Here is a 17411-nt window from a genome sequence, read left to right on the forward strand (position 1 = left end):
CCACATTTCGGAGGCACTTCACCTGGGGTTAGGACGGGGGTCACGGAGCGTTGGTGCGCGCAGGCGAGCGTCTGCGGTGTGCGAATCCTCATCATCGGCGGCGGAGTGCTCGGCACCCAGCACGCCTGGCAGGCCGTCGAACGCGGCCACGACGTCGTCCAGATCGAACGGGAACCCGAGGCCAGGGGCGCGTCCGTGCGCAACTTCGGCCTGGTCTGGGTCGGCGGCCGCGCCAGTGGGCCCGAACTGGAGACGGCCGCCAGGGCGCGGGTGCTGTGGGAGCGCATCGGGGAACGCGTCGAAGGGATCGGCTTCCGGCCGAACGGCTCGCTCACCGTCGTCCGCACCGAGGCCGAACTCGCCGTCGCGCGGGCGGCCGCCGGCGCAGGCGAAGACCGTGGCTTCAAGCTGCTCGACGCCGCCGAGACCCGCGAGCTGAACCCGGCCCTGCGCGGTGAATTCCTCGGCGCGCTCTGGTGCGACCGCGACGCCGCCGTCGAACCGCGCGTCGCCCAGCCCGCCCTGCGCGCCGAACTCGCGAAGTCCGGCCGCTACACCTGGGTGCCCGGCCGCGAGATCCGCGACCTGACCGATCGCGGCGTCGTCGACGACACGGGTGAGACCCACGAGGGCGACGTCGTGGTGCTGTGCACCGGCGCGTGGACCGGCGGCCTGGTCAAGGAGCTCGCCGGGACGACGCCGGTCCGCCGCGTGCGGCTGCAGATGGCCCAGACCGAGCCGCTCGGGGAAACCCTCACCACCACGGTCGCCGACGCGGACAGCTTCCGCTACTACCCGGCGTACCGCGGTGAGGCGCTCGACGGCCTCAACGCGGGCCAGCCGCAGGGCGAGATCGCCGCGGCCGCCAAGATGCAGCTGCTCATGGTCCAGCGCCTCGACGGCTCGCTGACCATCGGCGACACCCACGAGTACGACGAGCCGTTCTCCTTCGACACCACCGAAGCCCCGTACGACCACCTCGCCGAGGTCGCCGGGGCGCTGCTCGGACGGCCACTGCCGCGGATCACCCGCCGCTGGGCCGGGGTCTACGCCCAGACCACCGACACCACCCGGATCGTGCACCGTGCCCGCGTCGCGGACAACGCGTGGCTCGTCACCGGACCGGGCGGCCGGGGGATGACCTGTTCCCCCGCCATCGCCGAAGACACCGCAGAGGAGCTGTCCTGGTGAACACCGAACTCGTCGTCCTGGACATGGCGGGCACCACCGTCGCCGACGACGGCCTGGTGATCCGCGCCTTCACCGCCGCGATCGCCGCCGCCGGAGTGTCCGAAGAGGACAGCCGCTTCCCCGGCATGCTCGACTACGTCGTCGAAACGATGGGGCAGTCCAAGATCGTCGTCTTCCGCGCCCTGCTCGACGGGGACGAAGCACTCGCCCAGCGCGCGAACACCGCCTTCCAGGACGCCTACGGGAAACTCGTCGCCGACGGCCACTGCGAGCCGATCCCCGGCGCCGAGCAGACGATCCAGGAACTGCGCGCCCACGGCGTGAAGGTCGCGCTCACGACCGGCTTCGCCCCGGGCACGCAGAAGGCGATCCTCGACGCGCTGGGCTGGCACGGCCTCGCCGACGCCGTACTGGCACCGGGCGACGGGGTGCGCGGCCGCCCGTTCCCCGACCTCGTCCTCGCCGCCGCGCTGCGGCTCGAAGTCACCGACGTCCGCCGCGTCGCCGTCGCCGGTGACACCCCTTCCGACGTCCAGACCGGGCTGCGGTCCGGTGCCTCGATCGTCGCCGGCGTGCTCACCGGATCGGCGAAGAAGCCGGAACTCGAAGCCGCCGGCGCCACCCACGTCCTCGAATCCGTCCGCGACCTCCCCGCCCTGCTGTCCTAAAAGGAGCTTTGACGACATGAAGAAACTCGCGGCCACCGCCCTCGCCGCCCTGCTCGCCCTCACCCTGGGCGCCTGCGGCGGAACCGCCGGTGGCGCGTCCGGCGACCAGACCGTCACGCTGTACACAGTGGACGGTCTCGAGGACTGGTACGCCCAGCGCATCGAGGAGTTCAAGGCCAAGACCGGGATCACCGTCCAGGCGGTGACCGCCGGCTCCGGCGAGGTCGCCTCGCGGGTGGAGAAGGAGAAGGCCAACACCCAGGCCGACATCCTGGTCACGCTGCCGCCGTTCATCCAGCGGGCCGCGTCGCAGGGCCTGCTGGCCGCCTCGGCACCCGCCGGGATCGACCAGGTGCCCGCCGGGCAGAAGGACGGCCAGGGCCGCTACTTCGCTCTCATGAACAACTACCTCAGTTTCATCCGCAACCCGCAGGTCTCGCCCAAGACCTGGGACGACCTGCTGTCGCCGTCGCTCAAGGGCAAGCTCCAGTACTCGACCCCCGGTGAGGCGGGCGACGGCACCGCGGTCCTGCTGCAGCTCCAGCACGTCCTCGGTGAGCAGGGCGCGCTCGACTACCTCAAGAAGCTCGAAGCCAACAACGTCGGCCCGTCGTCCTCCACCGGCAAGCTCCAGCCGAAGGTGGCCAAGGCCGAGATCCTGGTGGCCAACGGCGACGTCCAGATGAACCTCGCCGCGATCGAGAAGAGCGGCGGTTTCGAGGTCTTCTTCCCGGCCGACGCGCAGGGCAAGCGCTCCACCTTCGCCCTCCCGTACTACGCGGGCCTGGTGAACAACGCGCCGCACGCCGAGAACGCCAAGAAGTTCCTGGACTTCCTGCTCTCGCCCGAGGTGCAGGGCAAGGCCGTCGACGCCTTCGGTGCCCCGTCGAGGACCGACGTCACGCCGTCCGGCCCGCGCGCGGACAAGGTGAAGGCGGCCCTCGCCGGAGTCGAGATCTGGCAGCCGGACTGGGACGCCGTCCTCGCGAAGCTCGACGCCGACCTCGCCGCGTACAAGAAGGCCGTGGGCCGATGACCCCGGCGGTCGAATTCCGCGGCGTGTCCGTCCGCTTCGGCCGGACGACCGCCCTCTCGCCACTGGACCTCACCGTGGCGAGAGGGGAGACGCTGGCGATGCTCGGACCGTCGGGCTCCGGCAAGTCGACGGCACTGAAGGCGCTCGCGGGCTTCGTCGTGCCGAGCACCGGCCGCGTCCTGCTCGACGGCGAGGACGTCACCGAGCTGCCGCCGCACCGGCGCGGCCTCGGCGTGGTCGTGCAGAGCTACGCGCTGTTCCCGCACATGCGGGTCGAGGCCAACGTCGCTTTCGGCCTCAAGGCACGGAAAACACCCCGTGCCGAGACGGCGGGCCGGGTCGCCGCGGCGCTGGAACTGGTCGGGATGGGCAAGTACGCCCGGCGCTACCCGCGTGAGCTTTCGGGCGGACAGCAGCAGCGTGTCGCCCTCGCGCGGGCCTTGGCGATCCGCCCGAGGGTGCTGCTGCTCGACGAACCACTGTCCGCTTTGGACGCCGCCCTGCGCGAGGACATGGTCGCGGAACTGCTGCGGCTGCGGGCCGAACTGCCCGACACCACGCTGATCTACGTCACCCACGACCAGGGCGAGGCGCTGGCCCTGGCCGACCGGATCGCCGTCATGCGCGACTCGAAGCTCGTCGAACTCGGGCCCAGCCGCGAGCTCTACCAGCGGCCGTCGACGGAGTTCACCGCGAGCTTCCTCGGCGCGTCCAACCTCATCCCGGTCGAGCTGATCCAGGCCGACGGCACCAGGGTCCGCCTCGGCGATCGCGAACTGGCGGCCGACCCGTCCGGGACCTTCCGGGCGGGCCAGCCCGTCGCGCTCGGCGTCCGGCCGCACCGGGTCGGGATCACCGCGGCGGACACCCCCGGCGCGCTGCCGGCGGTCCTGCGCGGTGTCCAGTGGCGGGGCACGGGTTTCCGGCTCGACCTCGAACTCGCGCACGACGGCAACGAGGTCCGGGCCGAGGTTCCGGACATCGACGGCCTCCCGGACGTGGGGCAGCGCGTCGGAGTGTCCATTCCGGACGGTTGCCCGCTGGTGGGCGTCGGATGACCGGCCTCGCGCTCGCCACCACGGCGGCGGCACCGGCGCGGCGGCAGGAGAAACGACCCAGTCGCGGCTGGCTCCTTCTGCCGCCGGTGCTCGGCCTGCTCGGCTTCTTCGGCTACCCGCTGGTGCTGGTCGTCCTGCAGTCGCTGGAATCGAAGACCGGCGAGTTCGGCTTGTCGGTCTGGCTGGACGTCCTGGGCTCGGCGGAATTCCGGGACGCCGCCTGGAAGACCGTCGCGCTCGCGCTCGGCGCCACCGCGGGCTGCGTGGTGCTGGGGACGTTCCTCGCGCTGGTGATCGCGTTCGTGCCGTTTCCCGGCGCGCGGACGCTCTCGCGGCTGGTGGACACCGTGCTCGCGTTCCCGTCGTTCCTCATCGCGCTCGCGTTCACCTTCATCTACGGCGGCGCGGGAATCCTGGGCGCGGGTGGGTTCCTGTACTCGCCGTTCGGGATCCTGCTGGCGGAGATCACCTTCTACACGCCGTTCGTGATGCGGCCCGCGCTCGCCGCGTTCGGCCAGGTCTCCTCGGCGCAGATGGAGGTCGCGGCCAGCCTCGGCGCGAAACCCGGTCGCGTGCTGCGCCAGGTGATCCTGCCGGAGGCCTTGCCGTCACTGGCATCCGGTGCCTGCCTGACCATGCTGCTGGCGATGAACGAGTTCGGCATCGTGCTGTTCCTCGGCGCCAAGGACGTCACGACGCTGCCGATGCTGGTGTACGGCAAGGGGATCGTCACCTTCGACTTCCCGCAGGCCTGTGTCATCGCGGTGGTCAACGTCCTGTTCTCCCTGGCCCTGTACGGAACCTACCGGCGACTGACGAAGGGAGGCCGCCGTGCTGCTGTGGACCAGGCGTAGCCGCGTCCTGCTGTGGGTGGTGTTCGCGGTGCTGTTCACCGCGATCGTGCTGGCGCCGCTGCTGATGATCGTGCTGGCGTCGGTCGCCGGGAACTGGACCGGGTTGCTGCCGGGCGCGCTCACCGGCTCGCATTTCGCGCAGGCGCTGTCCGGGGAGACGTTCGCGAGTCTCTCGGTGAGCATCCAGACCGGCGTCATCGCGTCGCTGGTGTCGGTGCTGCTCGGCACGTGGGCCGCGCTCGCGTCGCCGTCGGCGCCGCCGAAGCTGCGGAAGGCCGTCGACACCCTGTTCCACCTGCCGATCGCGGTACCGTCGGTGGTGCTGGGGCTGGCGCTGCTCGTCGCGTTCAGCCGTCCACCGCTCGCCTTCAACGGCACGCGCTGGATCGTGCTGCTGGGGCACGTGATGATCCTGCTGCCGTTCTCCTACAGCACGGTCTCGGCCGCGATCGCGCGGATGGATCCGCTGCTGGCACAGGCCGCGGCGAGCCTCGGCGCGTCGCCGGTCCGCGTGCTGCTGCGCGTGCGGCTGCCGGTGCTGCTGCCGTCGATCTCGGCGTCGGCGAGCCTCGCGCTGGCGATGTCGATGGGCGAACTGGGCGCGACGATGATGCTGTACCCGCCGGACTGGCGAACGCTGCCCGCGAGCATTTTCGCGCTCACCGACCGGGGACAAGTGTTCCTCGCGTCGGCGAGCACGGTGCTGCTGCTGGCCGTCACCCTCGCCGGGGTGGTGCTGCTCGGGCTGGTCCGGGGACGCGCTGCCCAGCGGTGATGCAACCGCGCGCGAGGTTCGTTCCGTCCTGAAACCATGATGAACGCAGCGAAGACGCTGGGTGCGGTGATCGTGCTCGCCGCGACGACGGCGGCCTGCGGCGCGGGAGGCCCTGGAGCGCCGGCGAACACGAGCACCCCTCCGGTCGTCACCACCCCTTCGGATCTGCCCACCTCGCTCCCGGCGAGCCCGCCGGTCGCGAAACCGCCCATGTCACGGCCGACCGTCGGCCCGCCGCCCTCGGACAGGATGCTGCCGCCGTCCCAGGTCGAGACCCAGCTGCCCGCGCAGGTCAGCGCCGAGAACGGCGGCCTGAACGTGCACCTCGAACTGAGCGGCTGCGACGAGGCGAGGGCGAACCTCGCCGAAGAGAACGCGCAGCGGGTCGTGGTCCACGTGACCATCGACCACGGGAAGCCGGGGCAGATGTGCCCGCAGGTGATCCGCTACGTCGTCCTGCCGGTGAAACTCGCCGAGCCGCTCGGGACCCGGACCGTCGTCCTTTGATCGGGCCGGGGATGCAACCCGATGGCGGCTTCGTTCCGTCCCAGTCACATGAGGTACTTAACGAATGTCATCGGCCTTGGCCTGATCGTCGTTGCGGTATCCGCCTGCGGGGCGCAGAACCAGGCGGCGGAACCCGCGGCCGGACCCGGGAGCGGCACCCTGAGTACCGTGCCGCCGTCCCCGACCGCACCGCCTTCGTCGTCGGCCCCCGCCCCGAGCAGCAAGCCGGGAAGCCAGCCGGGCGTTCCCGGTGCGCCGCGCCAGGAGGTTCCGGAAGGCAGCACCAAGCTGCCGGACAAACAGCTCGACGCGTCGGCACTGCCCGCGGACTACCCGCGTGAGGTGTACACCAGCAACGGCGGGACGATCCTGAACATCCGCGGCCAGGAAGGCGGCTGCGGGCACGCGACGGCGGAGGCCGCGCAGCAGGACGGGACCAGGGTCACCGTCAACCTGACCGAACTCAAGGGCCAGACCGGCCAGATGTGCACGATGGACATCCGGCATCCGGTGATCTCGGTGGCGCTTTCGGCGCCGCTGGGGGAGCGGACCGTGGTCCTGAAGCAGATGCGATAACGCTCAGGGGAGTCATCCCCGCGATGTCATGAAAGGGTCGTTCAGGACGAAAAACGTCCTGAACGACCCTTTCATGACACTGGGCCGGGCTGTCAGCGGAAGCTGATCTGCAGCACCGGTTCCGACGTGGCCTCGAAGAAGTCGTTGCCCTTGTCGTCGATCACGATGAACGCCGGGAAGTCCTCGACCTCGATCTTCCAGACCGCTTCCATCCCCAGCTCGGCGTACTCGAGCACGTCGACCTTCTTGATGCAGTCCTGCGCCAGCCGCGCGGCCGGGCCGCCGATCGAGCCGAGGTAGAACCCGCCGTGCTCGTTGCACGCGGCGGTCACCTTCTTGGACCGGTTGCCCTTCGCCAGCATCACCAGCGAACCGCCCGCGGCCTGGAATTGCTCGACGTAGGAGTCCATGCGGCCCGCGGTGGTCGGCCCGAACGAACCCGACGCGTAGCCCTCGGGCGTCTTCGCCGGGCCCGCGTAGTACACGGGGTGGTCGCGAAGGTACTGAGGCATCTCTTCACCCGCGTCGAGCCGCTCGGCGATCTTCGCGTGCGCGATGTCGCGGGCGACGACGAGCGGGCCGGTCAGCGACAGGCGGGTCTTCACCGGCAGCTGCGAGAGCTGGGCGCGGATCTCGGCCATCGGCCGGTTCAGGTCGACGGTCACCACCTCGTCGGACAGGTCGTCCTCGGTGACGTCCGGCAGGAACTGCGCCGGGTCGCGCTCGAGCTGCTCCAGGAACACGCCGTCGGCGGTGATCTTCGCCTTCGCCTGGCGGTCGGCCGAGCACGACACGGCGACGCCGACCGGGCAGGACGCGCCGTGGCGCGGCAGGCGGATCACGCGGACGTCGTGGCAGAAGTACTTGCCGCCGAACTGCGCGCCGATGCCGAACTGGCGCGTCATCTCCAGCACCTGCTGCTCGAGGTCGACGTCGCGGAAACCGTGGCCCAGCTCGGAACCCTCGGTGGGCAGGTCGTCGAGATAGCGGGCCGAGGCCAGCTTCGCGACCTTCAGGTTGAACTCCGCCGACGTGCCGCCGACGACGATCGCGAGGTGGTACGGCGGGCAGGCCGCGGTGCCGAGGCTGCGCAGCTTCTCGTCGAGGAACTTCGCGAGCCGCTTCGGGTTCAGGACGGCTTTCGTTTCCTGATAGAGGAACGTCTTGTTCGCGCTGCCGCCGCCCTTGGCCATGAACAGGAATTCATAGCTCGGGTCGCCCTGGCCGTCTTTGTGATAGAGCTCGATCTGTGCGGGCAAGTTGGTGCCCGTATTGCGCTCATCCCAGAAATTCACCGGCGCCATCTGCGAATAGCGCAGATTCAACTCCTGATAGGCGTCGAAAATACCGCGCGAGAGCGCGCGCTCGTCGTCGCCGCCGGTGAGCACGCCCTCGCCGCGTTTGCCGATCACGATCGCGGTGCCGGTGTCCTGGCACATCGGGAGGACGCCGCCGGCGGAGATCGCCGCGTTGCGCAGCAGGTCCATCGCGACGAACCGGTCGTTGCCGCTGGCCTCGGGGTCGTCGACGATCGCGCGCAGCTGCGCCAGGTGTGACGAGCGCAACAGGTGCTGAATGTCGGTGATCGCGGTCTTGGCGAGCTTGGTCAGCGCCTCGGGCTCGACCTTGAGGAACTTCCGGCCCGCGGCTTCGACGACCTCGACACCTTCGGTGCCGATCAGCCGGTACTCGGTGCGGGTGTCCTTGGCGAGGGGAAGGACTTCGGTGTACTGGAACGTGGTGGGCGCCACTGCGCGGGCTCCTTTGCCGGCATCGGGAACCCGCTCACGGTACTAGGCGGGCCCGACGTGACCGGCGCCACGTCCGGAGCGAAGGCGTGGGAATGCAATTCGCACTCCGCATTTTGTCGCCGCGCCCCACAAATGGTTCGGGAGGCCGGGCCCACCCCGACGGACCCGACCTCCCGGGGAAAGCGATCCGGGCGCGAACACCCGACCGCGAAGACTTTTTACCTGCTCGACGGTCTCGTGACGCAGGTCATAAGTCAACGCTGCCGAACGGGTGTTGCTTTTTCCGCGCCGAAAGGCTCGGCGCCTGAGGGAACCCGCGACCGCGATCGACGTCGGCAGGGCGCTGCCCGGTCATCCATCCCACGATGGGGAAGAGGGCGCCCTGCCACCGCGATAGCGGGGCCTTCGGCCGTGGCGGGTTCGCGTGTCGTCACTTTGACAAGTACGCCTTCAGCTACGCCGACAGGTCGAGCAGCACTACGAAGCGTAGGCGCGCAGGCGGTCCGCCCGCTCACCCTGACGCAGCTTCGACATGACCTCTCGCTCGATCTGCCGAACGCGCTCACGGGAGAGCCCGAAGTGCTTGCCGATCTGGTCGAGCGTGCGCGGCTGGCCGTCGTCGAGGCCGTAGCGCAGGCGGATCACCTGGGACTCGCGGTCGTCCAGCGTCGCGAGCACGCGGCGCAGGTCGTCCTGGAGCAGACCGGAGATCACGGCGCTCTCGGCGTCGGTCGCCTCGGAATCCTCGATGAAGTCACCGAGCGGGGCGTCCTCCTCGGTGCCGACCGGCATGTCGAGGCTCACCGGGTCACGCGAGTGGTCGAGCAGGTCGGAGATCTTGTGCGCCGGGATACCCGATTCGGCGGCCAGCTCCTCGTGGGTGGCGTCCCGGCCGAGCTGCTGGTGCAGGTCGCGCTTGATGCGCGCCAGCTTGTTCACCTGTTCCACCAGGTGGACCGGCAGCCGGATGGTGCGTCCCTGGTCGGCCATCCCCCTGGTGATGGCCTGGCGGATCCACCAGGTGGCGTACGTCGAGAACTTGAACCCCTTGGAGTAGTCGAACTTCTCCACCGCGCGGATCAGACCCAGGTTCCCCTCCTGGATCAGGTCGAGCAGCGGCATCCCCCGGCCGGTGTACCGCTTCGCGAGCGAGACCACGAGGCGGAGGTTGGCCTCCAGCAGGTGGTTCTTCGCGCTGTGGCCGTCGCGCACGAGGGCGGACATCTCCGAACGCCGCTTCGGCGTGAGGCCCTCGGCGGTGTCCAGCATGTGCTGGGCGAACACGCCGGCTTCGATGCGCTTGGCCAGCTCGACCTCGTCGGCGGCGGACAGCAGTGCCGTTTTGCCGATTCCGTTGAGGTACACGCGAACGAGGTCCGCGGCCGGGCTCTGGGCGTCGAGGTCGGCGTCGGTGAGCGCCCCCGTGCTCACCGGCTCCTGGGTGGATTGCGCCGGGATACGGCGCTCGCGAATCCCGCGCGCTTCGCGTTCGAGAGTCTGGACTGACATTCTGCCTCCCCGGTCACGGGCTGAACGTGCTGCGATGTGTCCGCCGGATCCGCCTCGGCGTAGCAGGCCCTGTGGAAAACCCGCTACTCCTCGTCGGCCCAGCTTGGCTGGACACTTGGCTCAACGCCGGGAGGTCCGAAAACGTTCCCGGCCGCTACAGAGGAGACGGGCGGCTGACCTGGGGCGTTGCTCGACCAACCCTGAGCTTTTCCTGAGAATGCCCGCGCCCGGGAGAAAGAAACGTGGTCTAGACCTCTATGAGGAGGGTGAACGGACCGTCGTTCACGCTCCGGACCGCCATCATGGCCCCGAAGCGACCGGTTGCGACCCGTGCGCCGCGTTCGCGCAACGCGTCGACGACGGCCGTCACGAGCGGTTCGGCGACCTCGGGCCGGGCGGCCGCCGTCCAGGACGGACGGCGGCCTTTGCGGGTGTCGCCGTAAAGAGTGAACTGGCTTACGACGAGCAGGGGAGCGCCGGTGGTGGCGCAGGACTCCTCGTCGCGAAGTATGCGAGCTTCGTGCAGTTTGCGCGCCATCGCCGGCACTTTCGACACGTCGTCGTCGGCATGGATTCCCAGCAGCACCAGCAAACCCGGCTCGTCGATGGCGCCGGTCACCTCGTCGCCGACGGTCACGCTCGCTTCCGTGACCCTCGCCACCACCGCCCGCATCAGACGGCGGGCAGCAGCATGCCGTGCCGGACCAGTTCCCGGACGACGGGCAGCGCGGCCTCGGCCAGTTCCTCCGGTTCCAGGCCCTGAGCGGCCGCCAGGAGCACGATCAGATCCTCCAGGGGCAAAGCGCCCTGGCAACCGGCGAGCAGTCGTGTCGCGAGTTCGTCCACTTCGTGCGACCAACCGGGACCGTCGGTGCGGTGCAGCCGTTGGACGGTCGTGGCCCAGCCCTCCTCGCCCGGCTCGGCGACGCTCTCCAGAAGCACGGTCTCCGGGACCCTGAACCGGACATCGAGGAGCGAATCCCCGTTGGTGCGAAGCCATTCCACGCGATCCAGCCAGTTCGCGGCCTCGGCACCCAGCGGGTCGTCGTAGGCCTGGCGCAGGTCCTCGCACACGATCGTCGGGGTCGCGCCGTCCGCCCGGCGAAGCGTGACGAAGCCGAACCCGATGCCCTGGACGTCGTTTTCGTCGAACCAGTCGAGCCACGCTCCGGATTTCGCGCGGCCTTCGGGAGACCGGGGGTCGATGCCCGCGTCACGCAGCCACGTGCCGACATACAGCCCCGGGTCCGCGATGTCCCGCTGGACGAACCACGCGTCGGTCTCGGCCGGCAGCCAGCGGGTCACCCGATCGCCCCAGTCCTCGCCCTTCACGTGCAGCCAGGACGCCAGGAGCTGGCCGGTGCCGCCGTCGTTGAGGAACCCGGGCAGCTGCCGCACCACCAGCGCGCTGGCGTCGTCACCGGCGAGACCGGAGTCACGGTAGGTGTAGTCGACCCGCGGCGGGCCCACCACGAACGGCGGATTACAGACGATCTGGTCGAACCGGCGCCGCGCGACCGGCGCGAACCATTCGCCGCGGACGAGTTCGACGTCCAGCTCGTTGAGCCGGAACGTCGCCGCGGCCAGCGCCAGCGCACGGGCCGAGACGTCGGTCGCGGTGACCTTCTTCGCGTGCCGGGTGGCGTGCAGCGCCTGGACGCCGTTGCCGGTGCCGACGTCGAGCAGGCTGCCGACCTCGCGGCGGCTGGTGGCCCGGATCAGGCTGAGGGAGGCGTGCCCGACGCCGAGCACGTGGTCTTCGGGCACGGTGCGGCCCAGGATGTCGGCGTCGAGGTCGGCGACGACCCACCACGAGCCTTCGTCGTCGCCGTGCGGGCGGACGTCGAGACCGGCGCGGTAGCCGTCGGCCACGGGCACGAGCAGGGTGGCGGCGACCGCGTCATCGAGGGAAAGCGGCGCGAAAGCGGCCTCGACGTCCTTCTCCGGTTCGGTCGACCCCAGGAGGAACAGCCGGATCAGCGTGCCGAGCTCACCCGCGTCGCGTGTCGCGCGGTAGGCGAGTTCGGGTTCGCCGCGCCCGAGGGCGCCGTGCGCGGAGCCGAGGGCGCCGACCACGCCGTCGGCGTCGTAACCCGTCCGGCGGAAGGCGTCACGGAGCCTCGCGCAAACGTCGTCGGACAGGTCGGGGAGGGCCGCTCGTGTGCTCACGGTCGGTAATACTGCCAGGATTGCGTCGTGAGCCTTGAGAGTGTCCTGGCACCGCTGCAGGCGGCGCTGCCCGGATTGGAAGACCTGTACACCGACCTCCACCGGCATCCGGAGCTGTCGTTCGCCGAAACCCGCACCGCCGCCGAACTGGCGCGGCGGCTGGAGGCCGACGGTTACGAGGTGCACACCGGCATCGGGCGTACCGGCGTGCTGGGCGTGCTGCGCAACGGCCCCGGCCCGAAGGTGATGCTGCGCGCCGACATCGACGCGCTGCCGGTCGAGGAGAAGACCGGCCTGCCGTACGCGAGCACCGCGCGCGGGGCCGACGCCGACGGCCGCGACGTCCCGGTGATGCACGCCTGCGGCCACGACATGCACGCCACCTGGCTCTCCGGCGCGGCTTCGCTGCTCGCGGCCGGACGCGAGCACTGGTCCGGCACGCTGATGGTCGTCTTCCAGCCGGGGGAGGAGGCCGGGGACGGCGCCGCCGGCATGGTCCGCGACGGCGTCTTCGAACCCGCCGGCAAGCCTGACGTCGTGCTCGGCCAGCATGTCGTCCCCGGCCCGGCGGGCTGGGTGCTGACCAGGCCGGGCGTGATCATGGCGGCCACCGACGCGCTCCGCATCACCCTGCACGGCCGGGGCGGGCACGGCTCGCGGCCCGAGACCACGGTGGATCCCGCCGTGCTCGCCGCGTCCGTGGTGCTCAAGCTGCAGACCATCGTGTCGCGGGAGATCTCGGCGACCGAATCGGCGGTGGTGACCGTGGGGTCGCTGCACGTCGGCACCGCGCACAACATCATCGCCGACCAGGCCGTCCTCGAGGTCAACATCCGGTCGTTCGACCAGGCCGTACGGGAGAAGGTCGTCGCGGCGGTCGAGCGGATCGTCCAGGGCGAGGCGGCCACCGCGGGCGCGCCGAAACCGCCGGAGATCGAGCGGATCGGCGCGTTCCCGGTCACCGAGAACGACGACGCGGCCACCGAAGGGCTCACCGCCGCGTTCCGCGACCACTTCGGCGAGGGCCGGGTGATGCCCGCGCCGCTGGTCACCGGCAGCGAGGACTTCAGCGAGTTCGGCCGCGCCGCCGGGGTGCCGTCGGTGTTCTGGCTGGTCGGCGGCCTGGACGAGGGCAAGGTGATCGCCGCGATGACCGCCGGGCGCTTCGAACAGGACATCCCGTCGAACCATTCGCCGCTCTTCGCGCCGGTCCCGCATCCGACGCTTTCGGCGGGCGTCGAGACGCTCGTGGTCGCGGCTTTGCACCGGCTCACCCACCCGGGTGTCGGATGAGTCGGGAGAGTGGGAGCATGGAAGCCGGAGGTGGTGCTGTGAACGCGCCCGCCCACGGTCCCGAACCGAGGGAACCCGCTCCGGTGCTGATCACCGAAGCCGCCCCGTCCTACGAAGACCAGCTGGCCAAGCGGAAGCGGAAGTACATCATCATGATGTCGTTCCGCATCCCGTGCCTGATCCTCGCCGGGATCTTCTACCAGACCTGGTGGCTCGCGCTGGCGCTGATCGCGATCTCGATCCCGCTGCCGTGGGTCGCCGTGCTGATCGCCAACGACCGGCCGCCGCGCAAGAGCGAAAAGGTCAACCGGTACCAGGCCGAGCCGACGCGGATCGAGAGCTCCGGTCACCGCGTCATCGACGGCGGCTGACTCGTTTCGCGCGTGCTATGAAAGGTCCTTTCCTTGCAAATTTTGCAAGGAAAGGACCTTTCATGGCATTCGGCTACGGCTGCGGCCCGACCTTCGCGACCGCCCGGGCCCCCAGCCGCGTCCCCGCCCGAAGCACCTCCACGGTGGACTCGCCGCGCAGCCACGCCGCCAGCACACCGGCGTCGAAGGCGTCCCCGGCACCGGTCGAATCGACGCACTCCGCCGGCTGCGCGGGCACCGAGGTGATGGTGCCGCTCGCGTCCACCCAGCTGGCGCCGTCGAGACCGGCGGTGACCACGACCTCGCCGACGTAGTCCAGCAGTTCCTTCGCCGCCTCGGGATCACTCGACCCGGTCAGCGCGACCAGCTCGCTGGTGTTCGGCATCAGCAGGTCGACGCCGCGCACGTCGTCGAGGAACGCCGCGGGATCGGTGATCAGCGTCGCCGCCTGCGGGTCGACCGACGTCGTCAGCCCGGCCTTCTTCGCCGCGGCCAGCGAGGCGAGCGCCGCGGGCCGTGACGAGGGGTACAGCAGGACGTAGCCCGAGAGGTGTAGGTGACTCGCCCCGGCCAGCGCCGCCTCGGTGACGTCCTCGGGGCTGAACTTCGCGTTCGCGGCGCGGTCGGCGAGCATGCTCCGTTCACCGGCGCCGTCGACGAGCACGACGACGCAGAACGTCGGCTCCTCGGGATCCACCGCGAACTCGCAGCGGACGCCCGCGGCCTCCAGTTCGCTCTTCACCATGCGGCCGCCGGAGTCGTCCCCGATCCGGGCGACCAGCGTGGTCTCCGTGTCCTCGGCCCGCAGCCACAGCGCGGTGTTCGCACCCGCGCCGCCGCTGGTGAAGTGGACCTTCGCGCGGATGTCGCCGCCGTGCGGGATGGGGCCTTCGTGCCGCGCGACCACGTCCAGGCCGACGTCGCCGACGACGACGATGCCGCTCATGCGGCGGTCCCGGCGAGCGCGACGGCGACCTCGGTGGCCAGTTCCGCGTTGGACAGCACCAGTGCCTCGTTCGCGTCGAGGCTCACGCCCTCGCTGGCGGTGTGGAAGTGCTCCAGCAGCACCGGTGTGACGTCCTTCCCGTGCACGCCACGGGTCTTGAGGAGTTCGAGCCCTTCGGCGAGCAGCCGGTCGTGCAGCGCCCGGTCCATTTCGGACGCTTCCGGGATCGGATTCGCCAGCAGTACCCCGGAAGTCGCGTGCGCCCGGTGGGCGGCGATGACCGCGGCGGCCTGCGCGGCGTCGTCGACCCGCCACGGCACCTCGAAACCGGACGAGCGCAGGTAGAACGCCGGGAACTCGCCGGTGCGGTAGCCCAGCACGGGCACCGAGTTGGTCTCCAGCACCTCGAGGGTCGCGGCGATGTCGAGCACCGACTTCACTCCCGAGCAGACGACCGTGGTCGGCACCTTCGCGAGCACGCCCAGATCCGCCGACACGTCCCAGCTCTGCGCCGCGCCCTGGTGCACGCCGCCGAGCCCGCCGGTGGCGAACATGCCGATCCCGGCCGCGGCGGCCAGCGCCGCGGTGCTGGCGACCGTGGTCGCGCCGGAGCGGCCGAGGCCGACGGCCGGGCCGATGTCGCGCAGGGAGAGCTTGTCCAGGTCCGCGCCGGGCGCGCAGACGCGTTCCAGCTGCTCGCCGGTGAGGCCGATCAGCGGGACGCCGTCGAGGACGGCGATGGTCGCGGGGACGGCGCCGCCGTCGCGCACGACCTTCTCCAGCCGCCGGGCGACGTCGAGGTTGCGGCCGGGCGGGAGACCGTGGGAGAGGATGGTGCTCTCCAGCGCGACGACGGGGTCACCGGCGGCGAGGGCGGAGGCGACCTCTTCGTGAAGGGACAGTTGCGGAGTCACGAACGAACATCATCGGTGATGTGGGTCCGCGTCACGCCATCGGGTCAGTTCGTTCGAGAGGTTCTCGCGCGCCTTGGCCTCCCAGCGTGCCCGCGCGATGTCGCTGCGGTACAGCCGCGGCCTGGCCAGCAGGTTCTCGAGGACGGCCACGCGGCCCGCCCGCCAGTCCTCGTCGGAGTAGATCGAATACTCCTCCCGGACACCGGTCGCGTACTGCTCGTAGTCCTCCGGTGTGGCACCGAGGATGGCGAGGTCGGCGTCCAGCAGTGCCGTGGCGAGGAGGTCTTCGTCGGGGGCGGCGTGGTGGATCGTGCTGAGGACCAGCTCTTCGGCACGCTCGACATCCGCCTCGGGGACGCCGGCGTTGGTGAGTTCGTCGCGGGTCCAGGCCGCGCTCGCCTGTTCGTCCTCACCGGGGCGGGCGTCGTAGACGACGTCGTGCGTCCACGCCGCGATGGCGACGAGGGCCCGCTCGCGAGCGCCAAGGCCGAAGGCGACGGCGAGGTCCCCGCTGTCCCGGGCGACGGCCGTGACGTGCCGCAGATCGTGGTAGCGGCGGTGCGGTTCGGCGTAGCGGGTCTGGAGGTCGGTCCACGCGACGGCGGCGATCCGGTGATCGCCGCCGAGCCGGGTGATCGCGGTCGGCCAGTCCATCAGTCGAAGATCCCGCGTGCCTTGGCCACCTCGTGCAGCCAGCCTTCGAGCTGCGGCTCCCACTTGACCCGCTCCAGCGCGGCGTGATCGACCTTGAACAGGCCGAGGAACTCCTGGCCGCGTCCGCCGAAGCCGCCGCTCTTGGACACCCGGACCCGTTTGGTCACCTCCAGCACGACCTGGGTCTCCGACGGTGAGGAGAGGAAGGTCACCGCCACCGAGGTGAAGACGGGCGCGAACCGCGGCGAAGGGGTGAAGCGGATCTCCTGGAAGAACGGCAGCTGCTGGACCGCGCCGTCGACGCGGCCGCGTTCCAGCACCGCCTCGCGGAAGACGAAGCCGATCCGGCTGAAGGCGTCGAGGATCCGTTTCTGCGCGGGCAGCGGCTCGATCGCGGCGGCGTCGACGTCGACCGGGTCGGTGACGGAGTTCGCGATGTCGAGGCTGGTCTGCAGGCCGACGGCCATCCCGTTCAGCGGTTTGCCGAAGACGCTGGAGATCGGCGTCTCCCAGGGCAGTGCGACCTCGAACGGGATCCGCACCTGCTGGCCGGGCCCGATGCGCTCGTTGCCCGCGAGCTGCTGGGACCCGAACTCGAGGTCCTCGACGCCGGGGCGGCGTTCGTCCGGGAGCGTGACCCTGGCGAGCAGCTTCACCGAGAGGCCGTTGATCTCTTGATCGACTTCGCCGCCGAGCAGCAGGACCTCGCCGCGCAACGGGCGGCCGGGGGAGACCGTGCGGTCGAGCAGCCGGGCGTCGATCTTCGCCCCGCCCGAGCCGAACGTCGCGAGCACCTTCTGGAACATGGGCGAGATCCTGCCAGGTCGCCGGTGTGCGCAGGAGGATTTGGGGCATTATGGAGGGGTGAGTACTCAGACCCTTCCGAAGCCGGATACCCGTCCCGAGGGCACCGACGGCACCGACGACGATTCGCCGAAGATGTTCCACTACGTGCGCAAGAACAAGATCGCCGAAAGCGCGGTCATGGGCACGCACGTGGTGGCGCTGTGCGGTGAGGTGTTCCCGGTGACGAAGTCGGCGAAGCCCGGTTCGCCGGTCTGCCCGGACTGCAAGAAGATCTACGACGGTCTCAAGCCGGGCGACTGAGTGTCCGTCCGGTGTCCGATACCGGACAAAAT

At 70.4% G+C, this 17411-nt stretch carries 19 protein-coding genes; 11 read left to right on the top strand and 8 right to left on the bottom strand.

Annotated features, from left to right (window positions below):
- Nucleotides 1-78: 78 nt before the first annotated feature.
- The 8 genes from AORI_RS53690 (at nucleotide 79) to AORI_RS53725 (ending at nucleotide 6665) form a co-directional block, all read left to right on the top strand.
- On the top strand, nucleotides 79-1191 hold the full coding sequence (locus AORI_RS53690; protein WP_016332910.1) for a TIGR03364 family FAD-dependent oxidoreductase: 1113 nt from the start codon (nucleotides 79-81) through the stop codon (nucleotides 1189-1191).
- A complete protein-coding gene (locus AORI_RS53695) occupies nucleotides 1185-1859 on the top strand; it encodes a phosphonatase-like hydrolase (protein WP_043848705.1) in 675 nt (224 codons plus the stop codon). The genes AORI_RS53690 and AORI_RS53695 overlap by 7 nt, the downstream gene beginning before the upstream one ends.
- Before the next feature lie 16 nt (nucleotides 1860-1875).
- Entirely contained in the window at nucleotides 1876-2895 is a 1020-nt protein-coding gene (locus tag AORI_RS53700) for a 2-aminoethylphosphonate ABC transporter substrate-binding protein (protein ID WP_016332912.1), read from the top strand.
- The gene (locus tag AORI_RS53705; RefSeq protein ID WP_016332913.1) at nucleotides 2892-3953 is read left to right on the top strand and encodes an ABC transporter ATP-binding protein; all 1062 of its coding nucleotides are present in this window, start codon (nucleotides 2892-2894) and stop codon (nucleotides 3951-3953) included. The genes AORI_RS53700 and AORI_RS53705 overlap by 4 nt, the downstream gene beginning before the upstream one ends.
- Nucleotides 3950-4807, top strand: a complete 858-nt coding sequence (locus tag AORI_RS53710; protein ID WP_016332914.1) for a 2-aminoethylphosphonate ABC transporter permease subunit — start codon at nucleotides 3950-3952, stop codon at nucleotides 4805-4807. Before AORI_RS53705 ends, AORI_RS53710 begins: the two co-directional genes overlap by 4 nt.
- Nucleotides 4785-5582 carry an ABC transporter permease gene (locus AORI_RS53715; RefSeq protein ID WP_016332915.1) on the top strand — a complete coding sequence of 266 codons (798 nt, stop codon included), beginning with the start codon at nucleotides 4785-4787 and terminating at the stop codon, nucleotides 5580-5582. Before AORI_RS53710 ends, AORI_RS53715 begins: the two co-directional genes overlap by 23 nt.
- A gap of 36 nt (nucleotides 5583-5618) precedes the next feature.
- On the top strand, nucleotides 5619-6089 hold the full coding sequence (locus tag AORI_RS53720) for a hypothetical protein (RefSeq protein WP_016332916.1): 471 nt from the start codon (nucleotides 5619-5621) through the stop codon (nucleotides 6087-6089).
- A 168-nt stretch (nucleotides 6090-6257) separates the two neighbouring features.
- Nucleotides 6258-6665, top strand: coding sequence for a hypothetical protein (locus AORI_RS53725; protein ID WP_016332917.1), 408 nt, complete (start codon nucleotides 6258-6260; stop codon nucleotides 6663-6665).
- 92 nt (nucleotides 6666-6757) lie between these two features.
- Here AORI_RS53725 and AORI_RS53730 read toward each other — a convergent pair whose 3' ends face one another.
- The 4 genes from AORI_RS53730 to AORI_RS53745 all read right to left on the bottom strand — a co-directional run bounded on the left by AORI_RS53730 (nucleotide 6758) and on the right by AORI_RS53745 (nucleotide 12094).
- A complete protein-coding gene (locus tag AORI_RS53730; RefSeq protein ID WP_016332918.1) occupies nucleotides 6758-8416 on the bottom strand; it encodes a fumarate hydratase in 1659 nt (552 codons plus the stop codon).
- A 477-nt stretch (nucleotides 8417-8893) separates the two neighbouring features.
- Nucleotides 8894-9925, bottom strand: a complete 1032-nt coding sequence (locus AORI_RS53735; RefSeq protein WP_016332919.1) for a sigma-70 family RNA polymerase sigma factor — start codon at nucleotides 9923-9925, stop codon at nucleotides 8894-8896.
- 247 nt (nucleotides 9926-10172) lie between these two features.
- On the bottom strand, nucleotides 10173-10598 hold the full coding sequence (gene dtd, locus AORI_RS53740; RefSeq protein ID WP_016332920.1) for a D-aminoacyl-tRNA deacylase: 426 nt from the start codon (nucleotides 10596-10598) through the stop codon (nucleotides 10173-10175).
- Nucleotides 10598-12094, bottom strand: coding sequence for a DUF7782 domain-containing protein (locus AORI_RS53745; protein WP_016332921.1), 1497 nt, complete (start codon nucleotides 12092-12094; stop codon nucleotides 10598-10600). The genes dtd and AORI_RS53745 overlap by 1 nt, the downstream gene beginning before the upstream one ends.
- A 27-nt stretch (nucleotides 12095-12121) precedes the next feature.
- Here AORI_RS53745 and AORI_RS53750 point away from each other — a divergent pair, with 27 nt between their 5' ends.
- Nucleotides 12122-13387, top strand: coding sequence for an amidohydrolase (locus AORI_RS53750; protein WP_016332922.1), 1266 nt, complete (start codon nucleotides 12122-12124; stop codon nucleotides 13385-13387).
- Nucleotides 13388-13404: 17 nt separating this feature from the next.
- Entirely contained in the window at nucleotides 13405-13758 is a 354-nt protein-coding gene (locus AORI_RS53755; RefSeq protein WP_043848012.1) for a DUF3099 domain-containing protein, read from the top strand.
- Nucleotides 13759-13831: 73 nt separating this feature from the next.
- On the opposite strand, the gene AORI_RS53760 is transcribed toward AORI_RS53755, so the two are convergent.
- From AORI_RS53760 to AORI_RS53775, 4 genes are read right to left on the bottom strand one after another with little or no spacing between them, the layout of a single operon-like run.
- Entirely contained in the window at nucleotides 13832-14704 is an 873-nt protein-coding gene (locus AORI_RS53760; RefSeq protein WP_016332924.1) for a carbohydrate kinase family protein, read from the bottom strand.
- A complete protein-coding gene (locus AORI_RS53765) occupies nucleotides 14701-15618 on the bottom strand; it encodes a pseudouridine-5'-phosphate glycosidase (protein ID WP_016332925.1) in 918 nt (305 codons plus the stop codon). The genes AORI_RS53760 and AORI_RS53765 overlap by 4 nt, the downstream gene beginning before the upstream one ends.
- A 9-nt stretch (nucleotides 15619-15627) precedes the next feature.
- Complete coding sequence (locus AORI_RS53770) at nucleotides 15628-16272, bottom strand: HD domain-containing protein (RefSeq protein WP_016332926.1); 645 nt, start codon at nucleotides 16270-16272, stop codon at nucleotides 15628-15630.
- Entirely contained in the window at nucleotides 16272-17078 is an 807-nt protein-coding gene (locus AORI_RS53775) for a sporulation protein (RefSeq protein WP_016332927.1), read from the bottom strand. The genes AORI_RS53770 and AORI_RS53775 overlap by 1 nt, the downstream gene beginning before the upstream one ends.
- 58 nt (nucleotides 17079-17136) lie before the next feature.
- Between AORI_RS53775 and AORI_RS53780 the strand changes: the two genes are divergently transcribed.
- Entirely contained in the window at nucleotides 17137-17379 is a 243-nt protein-coding gene (locus AORI_RS53780) for a DUF3039 domain-containing protein (protein ID WP_007033595.1), read from the top strand.
- The last annotated feature ends 32 nt before the right edge of the window (nucleotides 17380-17411 follow it).

Source organism: Amycolatopsis keratiniphila, from assembly GCF_000400635.2.
Taxonomy (GTDB): domain Bacteria; phylum Actinomycetota; class Actinomycetes; order Mycobacteriales; family Pseudonocardiaceae; genus Amycolatopsis; species Amycolatopsis keratiniphila.